We start from the raw sequence: 14,838 nt of genomic DNA, 5'->3' as shown, positions 1-14,838 counted from the left end.
ATTCCGGTCATTTCGGGACAGCGCTGCACCGTACAACTGATCGTTCCATGAAGATGTCGTCACCCCTCTTTCACCGCCGCCAGCGCGGCCTGACCCTGGTCGAAGTCATGGTCGGCCTGGCGCTGGGCCTGATCGTCGTCGGCGCCATCCTGTCCACTTATCTGACCGTCGCGCGCTCACAGGTGACGCAACTGGGCGAATCGCAGCTGTCGCAGAACAGTGGCAGCGCGATGGGTTTTATAGGCAGTGCTGTGCGTGACGCCGGCCTGACCGTGCCCGACACCAACTGGAACGATTTCAACCAGGACCTGCGTGTCCAGCCTCCCGGCGGGACCTTTGACCTTTTCGGAGCCCGTAACAAAAATCCCTCCGCCGGGAATAAGCCCTGGCCCAGCATCCAGATGATCACAAGTGGCGGGGTCAGCACGCTGGTTGTCCGCCGGGAAATCGACCCCGACAACAGCGCCGACCTCGATTGTCTCGGCCGCCCCTACCCCAAGGTTGCTGGCGGCAGAGCCTGGGGGATCGTGGAGTGCCGGTTCAATTTCGACACCACCAAGCGCGATCTGACCGTTCAGGCGGTGGGCCTGGCCAGCCCGATCACCGCTGCAGCTCCTCTGGTGCCAGCAGGCACCCTGTTTGACTATCAGATCCGCACCGCCCAGCAGCCAGCGGGTAATTTCTACAGCGCCACGCCTGTGCGCGGCGACATCAGCTACTTCGATGCAACAGACGCCACAGACTGGCCGCTGGTCGTGGGTGTTGAGCTGTGTCTTGTGCTTGCCAGCCCGACCGATCCAGCCGCGCGTCCCACCAGCTACACACGCTGCGATGGCTCAACCGCAACGGCGCCCACCACTGGCCCCGCCTACGCCTTTCGCATCGTCCGCTCGACCTTCCAGCTGCGCAACCGCTCGGCCGTCATGCCCTTCCTGAACCCGGACCCCGCATGAATACGACGACGCCATTCCTTCGCAGGAGCCGGACTGCCCCTGCGCCCTTACGCCAGAGCCAGCGCGGGGTCACGCTGTTCTTTGGCATGCTCTTTCTGCTGACCATCGTGCTGCTGACGCTGGGCGGCGTCGCCATGAGCCGTTATCAGCAGCGTCTGGCCCTGGCCATGAACGACCGCGAAGTCGCCTTCCAGAGCGCCACTCTGGCGTTGCGCGCCGCTGAACTTCGCCTGCAGGGCAAACAGGCGGATGGCTCCCGGGACACTGCGGGCGCAAGCAGCGGTGAAACGCAGGCCAGCAGCGGAGAGGCGCCCTGCGGCACAACGGCCACCCCGTTTCCCGCCAACGGTCGCTGTGTTTACGTGGCCGTGCCCGCAGCCAACCCCTATGCCGATGAGGGTGTCGTGTGGCGCAACGCCCCTGCCGCGACACTGCAGGGGTTCGCCGCACTGATTCCCTCCGGCCTTCGCGCGCCGACTTATGTGGTTGAAGAAATTCCGGACCAGTCCGTCGGTGACTCTTCCGGTAAAGGCGGCGCGTCCGTTTTCCGGATCACCGCTGTTGGCTGGGGCCGTTTTGACAGCACCCTCGTCCGGCTGCAGGAAACCTACCGGCCTTACTCCACTGGCAATCTTGGCCAATGACTGAATCTATGAACCCGTCCGCTGATCCCGCTCCCACCCCCGCCGCCCCGCGCCGCAAGCGTCCCCTGCTGGCTTTCTGGTTGAGTACAGCCGTGGCCGTGACCCTGCTGGGCTTGGGTTATTCGGTGGCCAGTGAGACCACACCGTCGGGCACGGTCGATCTGTCGCTGTTCTCGGGCCGGGGCGGTTCGGCCGGTTTTGCTGCGCCGGATCAGGTCACCTGGCTGGGGCAGTACAGCCCGCCGGAGCTCAACAGCACCAGCAGCTATCAGGTGGATCTGGGCTTTTCCAGCTCCAGCACCGGTGCGGGCCTGCCCACTGCGACCAGCATCACGCTGGACGCTCCGGGCAACGCAGACGCCGTTATCGCCGGTGCCGAGCCTGACAACATCATCAAACCCGAAGGCTGGAACGCCCGGTTTTTCGCCGATGACGGCAGTCCGCTGGCCGATGCCGACGGTAACCCGCGTACGCCCAATCCGGGTGAAGCCATACGATCGGCACGTTTCACTTACGAGCCGCTCAAAGCCCCTGCCGTGTTCAGCGCGACCAACTTCACCGGCACAGGCGATGGGTATCACCCCATATCCTTCATCAGCCCGGCCGCGGGAGGCGAGGCGCTGGTGCTCATCGTCAACCACCACTCCAACGCGGGTCCGCTGCAATGCCGCTTGCGCGCCGACGCGTCCAAGGCCTGTCCAGGGTTTCCGCAAAGTGCCACAGGCCAACCCACAGACGGCTTGTCGCTGATGGCCACGCCCGGGAAGACTTTGCCCGCCGGCAAAACCTTCCTGGGCGACATCATGACGCCCAGCACCATGCTCTTCTCCTACCTGGATTCGGCCACGGGCAAACTGTATGCTCCGGGCATTGCCGTGCGCAACGTTCCTGAAGCAGGCGTTAAAGGCCTCGACCTTGGTGTCGTCTGCACCGATCTGTCGTCGATTCCTTACAAATCATGCGGCTTCGCCAATTTCGGCCCATCCAATCCGATGGGCACAGAGTTGCAGACCCGGCTGACGGGCCTGGAAGCCGTGGGCTCGAGGGTGTTCCTGACCGATGCCACGGGCTATGTGTACTGCTACGACGCCCAGACCCAAAGCAAATGCAGCACCAATCCGGCCACAGGACAGACCTACAGACTGCCGCTGGACGAAACAAAACGCCAGGGCAATGGCAGCATTCTGACCCTGGGACAGGTCATGTTTTCATCGGTGGCTGACTCGGGCCTGCTGTTTGTGGCCGCGCAGTACAAGTCCAACAACCAGCAGGTGCTGACCTGCTTCAACACCAGCACCATGGCGCCGTGCGAGGGCCGCTGGCCCATCAACCTGGGCAACAGTGGCCCCGGCGGAACGCCTGTGCTCACATCACCCGGCACTGTGACGCCTGTACCGGACAAAGATGGCCAGCTGGCCGGTGTCTGCCTGCGCGCGCGCCCAGACACCGGAACGAGCGGACAAAGCCCGGGCAACCGGGCCGCCATCATGCCCGATGGCAGCCGCGTCAACACCCCCTTTATGGCGTGCTACACCGCCCAGGGCGACGACCTGCAGGTGCCGTGGGCGTTTTACGAGTTCGCCAGCCGTTACGGCACGATAGACAACAGCCCGGAAATGACTCCCAGCGGCAGCATGAAGCGCTGGTTCTGGTCGGGCACGTCCAACCCCTGGGGCAGCGCCTACACGGGCGCACGATTTGGCTCGCGGGTTTTTGGCAGCACCCAGGTCTGGGACCGCAACCAGGCTCCACGCGATCCCTCGTTCGCAGATTTCAATCTGAAAGGGCCGGCCATCAAAGACGCCGTCTGGTGCGTGGACATGGCCACCAACGCAGCATGCACAGGCCCGGACAACCAGTTTCCGGTTTTCGTGACCCAGGGCCGCCCTTATGTGATCCGGGCCGACAACACGCGGGACGACTGCATGTGGCTGCTGGGCGATCTGTCGGTGGGCTTTCCGTTTGAAGCCAGTACGGGCAAGGTCTGCAGTGACAAAGCCGTCACCTTCAACATCTTCACCAACCCGCGCAACTTTTACCGCTTTGACGACACGCTGGAAAAGCCGCCCGTCTACGAGCGCGTGGTGCTGAGCGGCCTGGAATGGGGCCGCGACATTTCCAACACCCCGGACGGCGTGCGCATCACCGTCTATGACACCAGCAAGCCCGGCCAGCCGCAGGTCAGCGAGTTTTATATGCCCCAGGGCCAGCTGTCCATGGACATGCCGCCCAACATCACCTACAGCAGCTACCCCAGCATACGTACTGAGGTGGTCATCAAGCGGCCCAACGCCGCCGTGCCCGAATTCAGCCGCACCGCGCAGGTGGATGTGCTGTGGAGCGGACCGCCGCTGCAGTTTGGCGTGCGCGGCAAAATCACCGATGCCAACATGTGCCTGATCAACGGCCAGGTCAGCGCCACCGCCACCCCCAGCACGACAGGCGCCGCCCTGCCCACGGCCACGGCCACGGGCAACGCCCTGGTGCGCGGGGTGCCCAGCAGCAACGACGGGCTGCAGCCCATCATCACCAACCGCTTCGGCCTGACCGCCGATTACGGCAGTGGCCCCAGCACCGTCAAGCTGCCGATCAGCCTGGTGCTGCGGCCCACTTACGACCAGGCCACCTACACCGGCGATCTGCTGCTGCGCGGGCTGGTCAGCTACAACCCGGCCTTCCCCGACAGCGCCAATGAGCGCGTGGTCGGCACAGGCGGCATCGTCTCCAGCACCACACCAGCCTTTGGTGCGCGCAATGTGCAGACGCTGAACGCCGCCGGGCTCCCCGTGCCCTTCGTCCGGGCCAGCCTGGACGCCAGCACCCTCGCCCTCCTGAACCGCAACAAGGCTGGGGTTGTCGATGGCAAATCCAGCGAGCGCATCGATTACCTGCGCGGCAAGCGCAGCGACGAGGTCGGCTACACCACGGCCGCCGGGGTCAAGGGGGCAGAGCTCTTCCGCCGCCGCGTCAACGCTGACGCCACTGCCGCCAGCGCCGATCTGCCGCCCCGCATCGGGCCAGTCATCAACGGGGGCGTGGCGATTGTCGATCCCAAGGCCAACAGCTTTTACAGCGGCGCGGCCAAGGGCTATGGCGATTTCATCCGCGCCACAGGCCGCACGCAACCCGTCGCGCTGGTCGCCAGCAACGACGGTATGGTTCACGCCTACCGCATTGACGGCACTTACGGCAACGCCGCAAGCATCGCCCTGAAGGAAACCTTCGCCTATATTCCGCGCGGCCTGGCGCCGCGCCTGCCCGGCCTGACCGAGCGCAGCGCCACGCAGCTGCTGGTCAACAGCTACTACCTGGACAGCACGCCCACCGTGGGCGATGTGGATCTGTCGGCGGGCGCAGGCAGCTCCTGGCGCACCGTGGCGGTGCTGCCCTTTGGTCGTAGCGTCAAGGGTGTGATGGCCCTGAATGTCACCAGCGCGGACAAGACCAACGCGGCCCCTGGCCTGTGGGAGTTCACCGACACAACCCCAGCCATCGGCGGCCAGCCCGATCCAGCGCAGGACATGGGGTTCATCACCTCACAGGCGGGTGCCAGCCCCAGCAATCCGTCGGTGTCCAGCCAGATCGCCCGCGTCAAATCGGGCGGCAGCCTGCGCTCAGCCTATGTGTTTGGCAACGGCTACGGCAGCACCAGCGGCAACGCCACGCTCTTCGTCGCCTACATGGATGGTGCGGTCAACGGCCAGCCGCAGTATGCGGGCGTGACGGTGCCCGACAAAGGCGGCAACGGCCTGTCCACGCCGCTGCTGGTCTCCGACGCCAGCGGCGAACTGCAGTACGCGCTGGCGGGCGACCTGAAAGGCAATCTGTGGCGCTTTGATTTCACCACGGGCACGATCAAGGTCAGCAAACTCTTCCAGACCACCCAGCCCATTGTCGCGGCACCCGCGCTGCTCAACACGGGGTCTGGCCTCTTCCTGGTGTTTGCCACGGGCCAGCCCCGGGTGGACCAGCTGCGCATTGAAACCAGCACCGGGCGCTACGCCATTTACGGCCTGAACCTGAATGGCGTGCTGGGCACTGTCAGCGGCAGTGCTGCTGCAGCGACCAGCCCCATCCTGCAGCGCCTGGGCGGCTCGGTGCTGGGCAGCGTCCCGGCCCTGAGCGTGGCCAGCGTGACCGCCACAACGGTGGACGGCCGCACGGCCCGCACACTGAAGGGCAGCAGCACCCTGAGCGCCAGCGGCTGGGTGATCAACCTGCCTGAGGGCGAAATGGTGCAGGGCAATGTGTTTGTCCACCCGACCAACAACCAGATCATCGTCACCGCGCTGACATCGGCCAGCGCCGGGGCGGTCTGCTCGGCCGGGGAAAGCATCCAGTACCGCATCAACCCGGAAACCGGCGCGGGCGAGGGCCGCTCCAACAACCCGACGCCGGGCAACAACAGCCAGCGCATCGCCCGCCAGGCGCCGCCTAACGCACAAGGCCAGCTGGCCGTGGGCGGTACAGTGGGCGGCAAAGACGCGGCCAGCGACAAGGCCGACCCCAACAAGACGCTGGACAAAGCCTATTACAGCGGCCGCCTGACCTGGCGCGAACTGTGATGCCCTCCCCTTCCGACCCTTACCGAGCAGAACGACCATGAACCGCATCCACCGCTACGCCGCACGCGGCTTCAGCCTGATCGAAATGATGATCGTCCTGGCCATCATCGCCATCCTGGCGGCCATCGTTTATCCGTCCTACACCAGCTATATGGTCAAGACGCGGCGCGCTGAGGCGGCGGGCATCCTGCAGGAAGCGGCCATGGCCATCGAGCGCCAGTACGGCCAGACGCGCGATTACAGCAAGATCACCCTGCCAACCGATCTGGCGAAGAGCCCGAAATCGGGCGACACCTTCTACACCGTGACGCTGGCCACACCGGACAGCCGCACTTACACGCTGACGGCCACCCCGACCACGCGCCAGCCGGATGCCGAGTGCGGCAATCTGATCCTGGATCAGGACGGCAACCGCACAGTCAGCGGCTCGCGCCCCGCAGCCGAATGCTGGGGCAGCTGAAACATCAGCGCCGGCTGAAACGCTTTACAGGTCGATCACCTCACCGCCGCCCGACGTGGGCTGCGGCAACAGGGCCTCAATGACGCTGCAGCAGTCGTTCACATGGCGCTTGCCAATCTGGTGCAGCGCCCAGGCCGCCATCACAGCGGCGGTGGCCTGCCCGGCCACGGGCACCCACTTCAGCACCTGACGCGCCGCCAGGCGCACCGCCATCTGCTTGAGTACGGCCAGCACCAGGCTGCGCGTGATGGTCTGGCCCACCAGCGGGCGGGCGCCGTCGCCCAGCTGCGCGCGCAGCTGCGTCTGCAGTGTGGGCGCCAGCAGGGCGATCTGCTCGGGCGCCAGACCAAAAGCGCGGTTGATGGCGGGCAGCAGCTCCATCAGCAGTGCCACGTCGGCCACGATGTCGGCGCCCGGCACCGGAATCAGCGCCGATCCGCCCGACGTGGCCGCGCGCTGACGCACCATGCCCAGGCACTGCGCGCGCACCTCTTCCAGCGCTTCACGCGACTGGATGCGCATCTGGCCCGGCTGGGGCGTGTCCCTGCGGGTCGTGGCAGGTGCCGCCATGGCGTTCAGGCCCTCGCCTGCAGGCGCGGTGCCCACGCTGGCGCGTCGTAGCCCACGGTGACGGCGCCATCGGGCCATTCAACCACCGGCCGCTTCATCAGCGAAGGATTTTCCTGCAGCGCCACGCAGGCGCTGGCGGCATCCACCACCGCGCCCTGCTGCGCGGCGGACAGGCCGCGCCAGGTGGTGCCGCGCCGGTTGACCAGCGCCTCCCAGCCCAGCGTCTGCATCCAGCCCTTTAGCGTCGGCGCATCCAGGGCCTGTTTTTTCACGTCAATGAAGACGACCTCGTGCCCGGCGTCCGCCAGCGCCTTGCGCGCCTTTTTGACGGTGTCGCAGTTGGGAATGCCGTACAGCCGGATCGGGGATGGGCTCATGAAGACTCCAAGGGAAGCAGTCAGAAAAAACGCTGCGGACACAAAAAAGCCCCGCACGTGCGAGGCTGTTATTTTGACCGAAGCTGAATTGTCTGGAGGCGCGACCCAGAGTCGAACTGGGCTAGACGGATTTGCAATCCGTTGCATAACCGCTTTGCTATCGCGCCACTAAAACCTGCTGACAAAAAAAGGAAGCCACGCTTCCTTTTTTGGAGTGTCTGGAGCGGGAAACGAGATTCGAACTCGCGACCTCAACCTTGGCAAGGTTGCGCTCTACCAACTGAGCTATTCCCGCATTGTTTCTGCGTTTTGTTGAAATCAACGAATCACAGAAGCAAGAATTATGACGGCTCCAGAAGACTTCGTCAAGCACTTCGTGAAATCCTGAAAATTTAGAGGGTTATCGCTCAGTGCTTGATCGCCCCACCCCGCGACGCCAGCGGCAAAACAGGCGTCTCGACGGGCGGCTGCACTTCGCTCACGGCGGTGTCCTCGTCGGCCAGGGGCTCGGGCTGGCGCTCCAGCGCCACTTCAAGCACCTGATCGATCCAGCGCACCGGAATGATCTCCATGCTGCCTTTGACGTTTTCGGGGATCTCCTGCAGATCCTTGGCGTTGTCCTGCGGAATCAGCACCGTGCGGATATTGCCCCGGTGCGCGGCCAGCAGCTTTTCCTTCAGGCCGCCAATCGCCGTCACCTCGCCGCGCAGGGTGATCTCACCGGTCATCGCGACCGACGCCTTCACCGGGATGCCGGTCAGCACCGAAATGATGGCCGTCGTCATGGCTGCACCGGCGCTTGGGCCGTCCTTGGGCGTGGCGCCGTCAGGCACGTGAATGTGGATGTCGCGCTTCTCGAACAGCTCCTCGCGGATGCCCAGACGCGCGGCGCGCGAGCGCACCACGGTACGCGCCGCTTCGACCGATTCCTTCATCACGTCGCCCAGCGAGCCGGTGCGGGTGATGCGGCCCTTGCCGCCCGTGACCGCCGCCTCGATGGTCAGCAGATCGCCGCCCACCTCGGTCCACGCAAGACCGACGACCTGCCCGATCTGGTTGTCCTTCTCGGCCTGACCGAAATCGTGGCGGCGCACGCCCAGGAAATCGTTCAGGTTGTCGGCATCGACGCGCACGCAGTCGGTGTATTTCTTGAGCTGGAAGCCCTTGACCACCTTGCGGCAGATTTTGGCCAGCTCGCGTTCCAGCGAGCGCACGCCCGCCTCGCGGGTGTAGTAGCGGATGATGTCGCGAATGGCGCTGTCCTGGACGTCGACCTCGCCGTCTTTCACGCCGTTGTTTTTTTTCTGCTTGGGCAGCAGGTAGCGCTGCGCGATGCTGAGCTTTTCGTCCTCGGTGTAACCCGACAGGCGGATCACTTCCATGCGGTCCAGCAGCGCGGGCGGCAGGTTCATGGAGTTGGACGTGGCCACGAACATCACGTCCGACAGGTCAAAATCGACCTCGAGGTAATGGTCGCTGAAAGTGTGGTTCTGCTCGGGATCGAGCACTTCCAGCAGCGCGCTGGAGGGGTCGCCCCGGAAATCCGAGCCCAGCTTGTCGATTTCGTCCAGCAGGAACAGTGGGTTGCGCGTGCCGACCTTGGACAGGTTCTGCAGCACCTTGCCCGGCATGGAGCCGATGTAGGTGCGGCGGTGGCCCCGGATCTCGGCCTCGTCGCGCACGCCGCCCAGCGCCATGCGCACGAACTTGCGGCCCGTGGCGCGCGCCACCGACTGGCCCAGCGAGGTCTTGCCTACGCCCGGTGGCCCGACCAGGCACAGGATGGGCGCCTTGACCTTGTCCACGCGCTGCTGCACCGCAAGGTATTCCAGGATGCGGTCCTTGACCTTTTCCAGGCCAAAGTGCTCTTCGTTGAGCACCGTCTCGGCCCAGCCCAGATCGTGCTTGACGCGCGTTTTTTTGCTCCAGGGCAGCGCCACCATGGTGTCGAGGTAGTTGCGCACCACCGTGGCTTCGGCCGACATGGGCGACATCAGCTTGAGCTTTTTGAGCTCGCTCTCGGCCTTCTTGCGCGCCTCCTGGGGCATGCGCTGGGCCTTGATTTTTTTCTCCAGCTCCTCCAGGTCGGCGCCTTCTTCGCCGTCGCCCAGCTCTTTCTGGATGGCCTTGACCTGCTCGTTGAGGTAGTACTCGCGCTGGCTCTTTTCCATCTGGCGCTTGACGCGGCCCCGGATGCGCTTCTCGACCTGCAGGATATCGACCTCCTGCTCCAGCAGCTCGAGCAGGCGCTCCAGGCGGGCGCGCACGTCGATGGCGTCCAGAATGGACTGCTTGGCCTCGAGCTTGAGCGGCAGGTGCCCGGCGATGGTGTCGGTCAGGCGGCCGGGCTGCTCGATGGCAGCGATGCTGGCCAGAATCTCGGGCGGAATCTTCTTGTTGAGCTTGACGTACTGGTCAAACTGCTGGGTGACGGCGCGGCGCAGGGCCTCGACCTCGGCCGTAGACGGCTCTTCGGGCGACACCGGCACCGATTCAACCAGGAAATATTCGCCGGAATCGTCAGCGCGGCGCAGCTGCGTGCGCTGCAGGCCTTCGACCAGCACCTTGACAGTGCCGTCGGGCAGCTTGAGCATCTGCAGCACATTGGCCACGCAGCCGACCTCGAACAGGTCTTCGGGGCCGGGCTCGTCCTTGCTGGCGGATTTCTGCGCGACCAGCACGATCTGGCGGCCGCTTTCCAGCGCTGATTCCAGCGCCTTGATGGATTTGGGCCGACCGACAAACAGCGGGATGACCATGTGCGGAAACACCACCACGTCGCGCAGCGGCAGCATGGGGTGTTCCAGCGGTTCGGAAGGCAAAAAGGGCGTGTCAGACATATAAACCTCTCTCGTTCCGTGCATGTGGGGGCGCAGGCCCGGAAGTCAAGTCAAGATAACACAGCCCGGACATGCCGGGCTGCAAAAGGACCTGATCGGGAGCGCGTGCGCGGGCCATCGCGGGACAGAAGCGGGAAAACCCGATCAGCCCCTCAGCGGACCAGCGCCGGGGCCACCCCGTCGTCTATGGTTTCGGCGGCAACAACCACGCGCTTGACATCCGACTGGCCGGGCAGCGCGAACATGGTGTCCATCAGGCTGCCCTCCAGGATGGAGCGCAGGCCGCGCGCGCCCGTCTTGCGCTTCAGGGCCTTGCGCGCGATGGCAATGAGCGCGTCGGGTTGAACCTCGAGCTCGACGCCGTCCATGCCCAGCAGCTGCTGGTACTGCTTGATCAGCGCGTTCTTGGGCTCGGTCAGGATCTGCACCAGCGCATCTTCGGTCAGCTCGCCCAAGGCGGCGACCACGGGCAGGCGGCCGATCAGCTCGGGGATCAGTCCGAACTTGATCAGGTCTTCGGGCTCGACGTCGCGGAACAGGTCGGAGACCTTGCGCTCCGACTTGGTCTTGACCGTCGCGCCAAAGCCGATGCCGGACTTTTCGGAGCGGTTCTGGATGATTTTCTCCAGGCCGTCGAAAGCACCGCCGCAGATGAACAGGATGTTGGTCGTGTTGACCTGCAGGAAATCCTGGTTGGGGTGCTTGCGCCCGCCCTGCGGCGGGATGGACGCCACCGTGCCTTCGACCAGCTTGAGCAGCGCCTGCTGCACGCCTTCGCCGGAGACGTCGCGGGTGATGCTGGGGTTGTCGCTCTTGCGCGAAATCTTGTCGATCTCGTCGATGTAAACGATGCCGCGCTGGGCGCGTTCGACGTCGTAATCGCAGTTCTGCAGCAGCTTGGAGATGATGTTCTCGACATCCTCGCCCACGTAGCCCGCCTCGGTCAGCGTCGTGGCATCGGCGATGACGAAGGGCACATTGAGCATGCGCGCCAGCGTCTGCGCCAGCAGCGTCTTGCCGCTGCCCGTCGGGCCGATCAGCAGGATGTTGCTCTTGGCCAGCTCGACCTCGGGCGCCGCCAGCGCGTGCGCGGCCTTGATGCGCGCCTTGGCCTTGTCGCCGCTGGCAGGCGGATAAGGCTGGCCCGTGGCGGGGTCGATCTCGGTGACAGCGGGCGTGTCGTCCAGCGTCACGCCCATGTGCAGCAGGCGCTTGTAGTGGTTGTACACCGCCACCGACAGCAGGCGCTTGGCCGCGTCCTGACCGATGACGTAGTCGTCCAGCTTTTCCTTGATCTCGGCCGGTGTGGGCAGCCCCTTGAGGGACTGCGCCAGCTCCTTGCGGGCCTCCTGCGCGTCGTCCTTGAGCAGGTCGACGCAGTCGCTCACGCAATGGTTGCAGATCAGGGTGGTTTTGTCGCCGATGAGGCGGGCCACCTGGTCTTCGCTGCGACCGCAGAACGAGCAGTGCAGGGGATCGGGCGTGTCACTCTTTTTGGCCATGTTCGGCAATCACTTTTTCGTTCGTCGGATGGCCTCAGGGGCGCTTTTCCAGCACCTGGTCGATCAGGCCGTACTCCTGGGCCTGCTGGGCGGTCATGAAGTAATCGCGCTCGGTGTCGATCTGGATTTTCTCCAGCGGCTGTCCGGTGCGCTCGGCCAGGATGCGGTTGAGCTGCTCGCGCGTTTTCAGGATCTCGCGGGCGTGGATCTCGATGTCCGTCGCCTGACCCTGCGCGCCGCCCAGAGGCTGGTGAATCATGATCTTGCTGTTGGGCAGCGAGAAACGCTTGCCCTTGGCGCCCGCAGCCAGCAGGAAAGCGCCCATGCTGGCGGCCATGCCCATACACAGCGTGGACACTTCGGGCTTGATGAACTGCATGGTGTCGAAAATCGACATGCCCGCGCTCACGCTGCCGCCCGGCGAGTTGATGTACAGCGAGATGTCCTTGTCGGGGTTCTCGCTCTCCAGAAACAGCAGCTGCGCCACCACCAGGTTGGCCGTCTGGTCGTTGACCGGGCCCACCAGGAAAATCACCCGCTCGCGCAGCAGGCGGCTGTAAATGTCGTAAGAGCGCTCACCGCGCCCTGACTGCTCGATCACCATGGGGACCAGCCCCAGGTTCTGCACGTCCTGCATGGCTTGGATGTTCATGTGCTGTCCTTGATGAAAATGTCTGCGGCGGAGCACCCGCGCCCCGCCAGAAGGGATGATGTGGGGCCGCAGCCCCGGACATCAAGCCTGCTGCATCAGTTCTTCGAAACCGACGGCTTTGTCGGTGACCTGAACCTGCGACAGGATCCACTGAGCCACATTGTTTTCCAGCACCACGGCCTCGACCTCGCCCATGCGCTGGCGGTCGCCCAGATACCACTGGACCACTTCGGCGGGCTTTTCGTAGCTCTGGGCGATTTCGTCCAGGTGCGCGCGCAGCTGCTCGGGCTTGGCCTGCAGGCTGTGCTGGCGGACCAGCTCCCCCACGGCCAGGCCCAGGCGCACGCGGCGCTCGGCCTGCTCGGTGAACGCATCCTCGGGGATGGGCATCTTGTCGGCGTCCTTCATGCCGCGCGCTTTCAGGTCGGCGCGCATCTGCTCGCCCATGCGCTGCGCTTCGCCCTTGACCAGCGCCGAAGGCAGATCAAAATCAACGACTTTGAGCAGCGCGTCCATGGCCGCGGCCTTGTTGCGGGCCAGCACGCGGAATTTCACCTCGCGCTCCAGGTTCTTGCGGATGTCGGCGCGCAGGCCGTCCACGGTGCCGTCGGCCACGTTCAGCGACTGGGCGAAAGCGTCATCGACCTCAGGCAGGTGCTGCTGCTCGAGCTTTTTCACCGTGACCAGGAAGTCGGCTTCCTTGCCCGCGACGTCCTTGCCGTGGTAATCCTCGGGGAACTGCAGCGGGAAGGTCTTGGATTCGCCGACCTTCATGCCGCGCACGGCCTGGTCGAACTGCTCCAGCATCTGGCCTTCGCCGACGATGAACTGGAAATCCTGGGCGGCGCCGCCCGCAAAGGGCTCGCCGTCGATCTTGCCTTCGAAGTCGATGGTGACGCGGTCACCGGCTTCGGTCGCGACCGAGGCGGCGCGCTGGCTGAAGGTGCGGCGCTGGGCGCGCAGGATACCCACGGTGCGGTCGATGGCACCGTCGTTGACTTCGGCGCTGACCTTGTCCACGGCCACAGCGCTCAGATCGCCGAGGGTGATTTCGGGGTAGACCTCGAAGGTGGCGTGAAACTGCATGCCCGCGGCCTGGTCTTCGGCCTTCTGGCCTTCGACGGGAGCGATGTCCGGCGCACCGGCCACGCGCAGACCGGCTTCGCGGGCGGTCTGGTCAAAGGCTGCGCCCAGCTGGTCATTGAGCACCTCGTACTGCACCGAATAGCCAAAGCGCTGGTTGACCACCGACATCGGCACCTTGCCCGGACGGAAGCCGTCGGCTTTGACGGTGCGGGCGAGTTTCTTCAGGCGCTTGTCCACCTCGGCCGAAACCGCCTGCGGCGAGAGGGTGAGGGTCACGCGGCGCTGCAGCTTCTCCAGGGTTTCAACGGCGACTGTCATGATGTATTTTCCTTGTGCAAATCCAGACTGGGGTTGATCGGATCGCCCTTGACCCACAGGCGGCGCACAGCGCAGCGCCACGCCGGTCACGGCGAATCCGGCATTATCGCATCGTCGCGGCCCACCCGGCGGACCGGATCCGGCAAAGTCGCCCGGCAAAAAACAAAGGGCCGCACCCGCAAGGGCCGGCCCCAGGCGCCTGCCGCGAAGCAGGCCGCTGATGCAGCGGGGATTATTCGCCCAGCATTTTGTGGAATTTGTCGCGCACGGCGCCGACGTCCTTCATGGCGGCCTTGGCGGCGGTCAGATCGCCCTTGTCGGCGACAGCCTTGACCTTGACCAGGCTGGCGTCCAGCTCGGTCATGCCCTGTTTCCAGGCGGCGGGGTTCTTGCCGTACTGGACTTCCTTGCCTTTGGCGGTGGCGGCCTGCAGCTGGGCCAGCGCGGTGTTGAAATCACCGATGGTCTTGCTTTGCATGACGGCGCCGAAATCCGTCTTGAACTCTTTCATCGTGTCTTTAACGGGGCCTGCGTGGGCGTTAGCGGCCGGAGCGAGCAGGGCCAGGCCCAGGGTTGCGGATGCCAACAGGGCGCGAACGCCGTTCGAAGAGGTGGTGAACATGAGATCTCCTAGAAAAGATGGGGCAGATGATAAGGGCTGTGGACACGCTTAATGTGTGCAAATGTTGCACAGGTGCATCGCGCCGCGCTGGTGTGGGGTTTCCTGGACGGCGCTGCGGCCGATTTACGACAGAAATCCTGGACAATCGATGTTAGCGCTGCCACAGTCCCCGAAACCCATTCAGAAGATCGCCCGGACCCAGGCGCGTGACAATGCAGCCCTCAGCCTTCTTCTGATTCCGAACAAGGA

General features: G+C 64.7%; 11 protein-coding genes and 2 tRNA genes. 4 read left to right on the top strand and 9 right to left on the bottom strand.

The window, feature by feature from the left end; all coding sequences use genetic code 11:
* Nucleotides 1-47: 47 nt before the first annotated feature.
* The 4 genes from RV045_RS01310 to RV045_RS01295 are packed head-to-tail and all read left to right on the top strand — an operon-like array spanning nt 48 to nt 6,622.
* Entirely contained in the window at nt 48-953 is a 906-nt protein-coding gene (locus tag RV045_RS01310) for a PilW family protein (protein ID WP_423233948.1), read from the top strand.
* Nucleotides 950-1,597 carry a pilus assembly PilX family protein gene (locus RV045_RS01305; protein WP_423233947.1) on the top strand — a complete coding sequence of 216 codons (648 nt, stop codon included), beginning with the start codon at nt 950-952 and terminating at the stop codon, nt 1,595-1,597. Before RV045_RS01310 ends, RV045_RS01305 begins: the two co-directional genes overlap by 4 nt.
* A gap of 8 nt (nt 1,598-1,605) precedes the next feature.
* Entirely contained in the window at nt 1,606-6,162 is a 4,557-nt protein-coding gene (locus RV045_RS01300; RefSeq protein ID WP_423233946.1) for a pilus assembly protein, read from the top strand.
* 37 nt (nt 6,163-6,199) lie between these two features.
* Nucleotides 6,200-6,622: a type IV pilin protein gene (locus RV045_RS01295; RefSeq protein WP_423233945.1), complete on the top strand. Its 423-nt coding sequence runs from the start codon at nt 6,200-6,202 to the stop codon at nt 6,620-6,622.
* Between the two features lie 24 nt (nt 6,623-6,646).
* On the opposite strand, the gene RV045_RS01290 is transcribed toward RV045_RS01295, so the two are convergent.
* The 9 genes from RV045_RS01290 to RV045_RS01250 form a co-directional block, all read right to left on the bottom strand.
* Nucleotides 6,647-7,228, bottom strand: a complete 582-nt coding sequence (locus tag RV045_RS01290) for a hypothetical protein (RefSeq protein ID WP_423233944.1) — start codon at nt 7,226-7,228, stop codon at nt 6,647-6,649.
* A complete protein-coding gene (locus RV045_RS01285) occupies nt 7,198-7,569 on the bottom strand; it encodes an arsenate reductase (protein ID WP_423233943.1) in 372 nt (123 codons plus the stop codon). The genes RV045_RS01290 and RV045_RS01285 overlap by 31 nt, the downstream gene beginning before the upstream one ends.
* A 93-nt stretch (nt 7,570-7,662) precedes the next feature.
* Nucleotides 7,663-7,736 (bottom strand) — tRNA-Cys (locus RV045_RS01280).
* 52 nt (nt 7,737-7,788) lie between these two features.
* Nucleotides 7,789-7,864, bottom strand: a tRNA-Gly gene (locus tag RV045_RS01275).
* Nucleotides 7,865-7,976: 112 nt separating this feature from the next.
* Nucleotides 7,977-10,409 carry an endopeptidase La gene (lon, locus tag RV045_RS01270; RefSeq protein ID WP_423233942.1) on the bottom strand — a complete coding sequence of 811 codons (2,433 nt, stop codon included), beginning with the start codon at nt 10,407-10,409 and terminating at the stop codon, nt 7,977-7,979.
* Between the two features lie 152 nt (nt 10,410-10,561).
* On the bottom strand, nt 10,562-11,911 hold the full coding sequence (gene clpX / locus RV045_RS01265) for an ATP-dependent Clp protease ATP-binding subunit ClpX (RefSeq protein WP_423233941.1): 1,350 nt from the start codon (nt 11,909-11,911) through the stop codon (nt 10,562-10,564).
* 34 nt (nt 11,912-11,945) lie between these two features.
* Entirely contained in the window at nt 11,946-12,563 is a 618-nt protein-coding gene (gene clpP, locus RV045_RS01260; RefSeq protein ID WP_423233940.1) for an ATP-dependent Clp endopeptidase proteolytic subunit ClpP, read from the bottom strand.
* 81 nt (nt 12,564-12,644) lie between these two features.
* Nucleotides 12,645-13,967, bottom strand: coding sequence for a trigger factor (tig, locus tag RV045_RS01255; RefSeq protein WP_423233939.1), 1,323 nt, complete (start codon nt 13,965-13,967; stop codon nt 12,645-12,647).
* Between the two features lie 232 nt (nt 13,968-14,199).
* The gene (locus RV045_RS01250; protein WP_423233938.1) at nt 14,200-14,589 is read right to left on the bottom strand and encodes a cytochrome b562; all 390 of its coding nucleotides are present in this window, start codon (nt 14,587-14,589) and stop codon (nt 14,200-14,202) included.
* Nucleotides 14,590-14,838: the final 249 nt, after the last annotated feature.

Source organism: Amphibiibacter pelophylacis (assembly GCF_037688875.1).
Taxonomy (GTDB): domain Bacteria; phylum Pseudomonadota; class Gammaproteobacteria; order Burkholderiales; family Burkholderiaceae_C; genus Amphibiibacter; species Amphibiibacter pelophylacis.
The sequence above is the reverse complement of the archived record's forward strand: the minus strand, read 5'-3'. Positions and strand labels throughout refer to the sequence as shown.